This is a genomic window from Streptomyces alkaliphilus (genome assembly GCF_014141535.1).
GTDB classification, from domain to species: Bacteria; Actinomycetota; Actinomycetes; order Streptomycetales; family Streptomycetaceae; genus Streptomyces; species Streptomyces alkaliphilus.
The window spans coordinates 1-3,215 of the sequence record NZ_VKHT01000607.1 but is presented as its reverse complement, the minus strand read 5'-3'; the positions used below and the strand labels follow the sequence as shown (position 1 = coordinate 3,215).

Here is a 3,215-nt window from a genome sequence, read left to right as displayed (position 1 = left end):
TCCCGCCACGTCCTGCCGCGTCCCGCCCCGGACCCCGACCGGCGGGCGTCCCCGTCAGCGGGCGCGGCGGACGCGTGACTCGTGCCAGACCGGTTCGGAGGTCTCGCGGACCCGGCCGTCGGCGCCGAAGACCAGGAAGCGGTCGAAGGAGCGGGCGAACCAGCGGTCGTGCGTGACGGCGAGCACCGTCCCCTCGTACGCCTCCAGGCCCTCCTGGAGAGCCTCGGCGGACTCCAGGTCCAGGTTGTCCGTCGGCTCGTCGAGCAGCAGTGCCGTGCTGCCGGCCAGCTCCAGTTGCAGGATCCGGAACCGGGCCTGCTGCCCGCCGGAGAGCCGGTCGAAGGGCTGTTCGGCCTGGCGGGTCAGTTCGTAGCGGCGCAGGGCGCTCATCGCCGCGCCCCGGTCCCGGGCGTGGTCGGTCCACAGGATCTCCACCAGGGACCGGCCGGCCAACTCCTCGGGGGCGTGCGTCTGGGCGAAGTGGCCGGGCACGACCCGCGCGCCGAGCCGCCACGACCCGGTGTGCGCGACGTCCCCGCCGGCGAGCAGCCGCAGGAAGTGTGACTTGCCGGAGCCGTTGGAGCCCAGGACGGCCACCCGTTCGCCGTGGAAGACCTCCACGTCGAACGGTTTCATCAGCCCCGTCAGCTCCAGGCCCTCGCAGGTGATGGCCCGCATCCCGGTGCGTCCGCCGCGCAGCCGCATCGTGATGTTCTGTTTGCGCGGGGGCTCCGGGGGCGGCCCGGCCTCCTCGAACTTCCGCAGTCGGGTCCGGGCGGCCCGGTACCGGGAGGCCATCTCGTCGCTGCGCGAGGCGTACTGGCGCAGGTCCACCACGAGCTTTCTCAGCTGTGCGTGCTTCTCGTCCCAGCGGCGGCGCAGTTCCTCGAATCGTTCGAAGCGCTCCTCCCGGGCGCGGTGGTACCCCTCGAAACCGCCGCCGTGCACCCACACGTCCCCGCCCGCGGGGCTCGGCTCCACGCTGATGATCCGTTCGGCGGCGCGGGCGAGCAGCTCGCGGTCGTGGGAGACGAACAGCACGGTCTTGCGGGTCTCCCGCAGCCGTTCCTCCAGCCACTCCTTGCCGGGCACGTCGAGGTAGTTGTCGGGCTCGTCCAACAGCAGGACCTCGTCGGGGCCGCGCAGCAGGGCCTCCAGGACCAGCCGCTTCTGCTCCCCGCCCGACAGGCCGCGCACCTCCCGCCACCGGGCCCGCTCGTATGGCACGCCCAGGGCGGCGGTGGTGCACACGTCCCACAGGGTCTCGGCCTCGTAGCCGCGGGCCTCCGCCCAGTCGCTCAGCGCCTGCGCGTACCGCATCTGGACGGCCTCCTGGTCGGGGTCGTCCCGCTCCATGATGTCGAGTTCGGCGGCGTCCACCTCCAGGGCGGCCTCCCGGACGCGGGGCGGGGCGACGGCGACCAGCAGGTCGCGCACCGTGCGCTCGTCCCGGACCGCGCCGATGAACTGGGGCATCACCCCGATCCCGCCGCTGACGGTCACCTTTCCCGCGTGCGGGGTCAACTCCCCGGCGACCAGCCGCATCAGGGTGCTCTTCCCGGCGCCGTTCGGTCCGACGAGGGCGGCGGCGGAGCCCTCGCCGACGCGGAAGGACACGTCGTCCAGCAGGGGGCGTCCGTCGGGCAGGTGGTATTCCAGGTGAGCGGCCTCGACATGGCCCATGGTGACGATCCTCGGTGGGGCGGCGTCGTCCTTTGACGGCGCCGCGCGGTGTTTCGGCGGCGCCGGTCAGCGTAGTGCGGCCGGGCCCACGTTCCCACCGGTTATCGACCGGGACGGTTCGGGCGCGGGTCGGTCCGCCGGGGCGCCCCGCCCCGGCTCCGTCGTCGTCCGTACCGAATCGGTCCCGACCGGCGGAGCGGGTCGCCGCGGCCGGCAGGATGCGCACGACCGGCCGCGATCACCGTGCCGCCGGTCGTCACGGGCGCTCCGAGGGGAGCGGAGGGGGACGGGGATGTGTTCGGGATCATCAGGCCGTGTGCCCATCGGTTGACGGCGGGGCTGCGGGCCGAGTGGACGGCGCACCTGTGCGGGCTCTGCCTGGCGCTGCGCGGCGAGCACGGTCAGGCCGCCCGGTTGCTCACCAACCACGACGCGCTGCTGGTGTCGGTGCTGGTGGACGCCCAAACCGGCCCGGTGGCGGGCCGGCGCCGCACCGCCGGCCCCTGTCCACTGCGCGGGATGCGCACCGCGCCCGTGGCCCGGGGTGAGGGGGCCCGGTTGGCGGCGGCCGTCTCGCTGGTGCTCGGGGCGGCGAGGGTCCGCGACCACGTCGCCGACGGGGACGGGGCGTTCTCCCGTCCGCTGGTCGCCCGGGCCGCCCGTCGGATGGCGACGGGGTGGGACCGGGCCGGTGCCCGGTCGGCCGGTGGGGTGGGTTTCGACACCGCCGTGTTGGTGGACGCGGTGGACCGGCAGACGGGGATCGAGGCGGCGATCCGGCCGGGCGACACGTTGGTCCCGGTGACCGAACCGACCGCGTGCGCGACCGGCGCCGCGTTCGCGCACACCGCCCGGGTGGCCGGACGTCCGGAGAACGTCGAGCCGCTGGCGGAGGCCGGGCGGTTGTTCGGCCGGTTGGCCCATCTGCTGGACGCGGTGGAGGACCTGCCGGCCGACACGGCCCGCGGTGCCTTCAACCCCCTCCTCGCCACCGGTCGGGACCTCGCCGAGGCACGGCGGCTGTGTGACGACGCGGTGCGGGGTATCGCGCTCGCGCTGCGTGAGGTGCGGTTCGTGGACGACCGGTTGGCGCACGTGCTGCTGGTCCACGAGTCGCGCCGCGCGGTGGAGCGGACCTTCGGCGCCGGTTGCGCGCACGCCCCGTCGGGGCGGCACGCAGCGCCTCCGCCGACCCGGCGGCGGGGGCTGATCGCGGGCTGCGCGGTGTGGACCGGTCTGCTGTGTTCCTGCCGGCTGTGCTGCGCGAGCACCTATCCCGATCCCTGGACGGAGGAGGAGAGGGAGGGCTTGTGCCACCGGTACGCCGACTGTTGCGACTGCGGGGATTGCGGTTGCACCCGGTGCTGCGAGTCCGGCTGCCCCCGGTGCGGGTGCGGCAGGGGTGACGGTTGCTGCGACTGCTGCGGTTGCGACTGCTGATCCGCCCCGGACCGGGCCGCCGCCCGCCCGTCCACGGCCGTGCCCCCGACCGGCACCGCCGGAGTCATTCCGCCCCGGGCGCCCGCCCGGGC

General features: G+C 74.9%; 2 protein-coding genes. One reads left to right on the top strand and one right to left on the bottom strand.

The annotated features are described in order from the left end of the window. Positions 1–54 precede the first annotated feature (54 nt). A complete protein-coding gene (locus tag FNQ90_RS17365) occupies positions 55–1,683 on the bottom strand; it encodes an ABC-F family ATP-binding cassette domain-containing protein (RefSeq protein ID WP_182607222.1) in 1,629 nt (542 codons plus the stop codon). Positions 1,684–1,977: 294 nt separating this feature from the next. Between FNQ90_RS17365 and FNQ90_RS17360 the strand changes: the two genes are divergently transcribed. Then, positions 1,978–3,123 (top strand): DUF5685 family protein, encoded by a 1,146-nt coding sequence (locus FNQ90_RS17360; protein ID WP_182607221.1) that lies wholly within the window; start codon positions 1,978–1,980, stop codon positions 3,121–3,123. Positions 3,124–3,215: the final 92 nt, after the last annotated feature.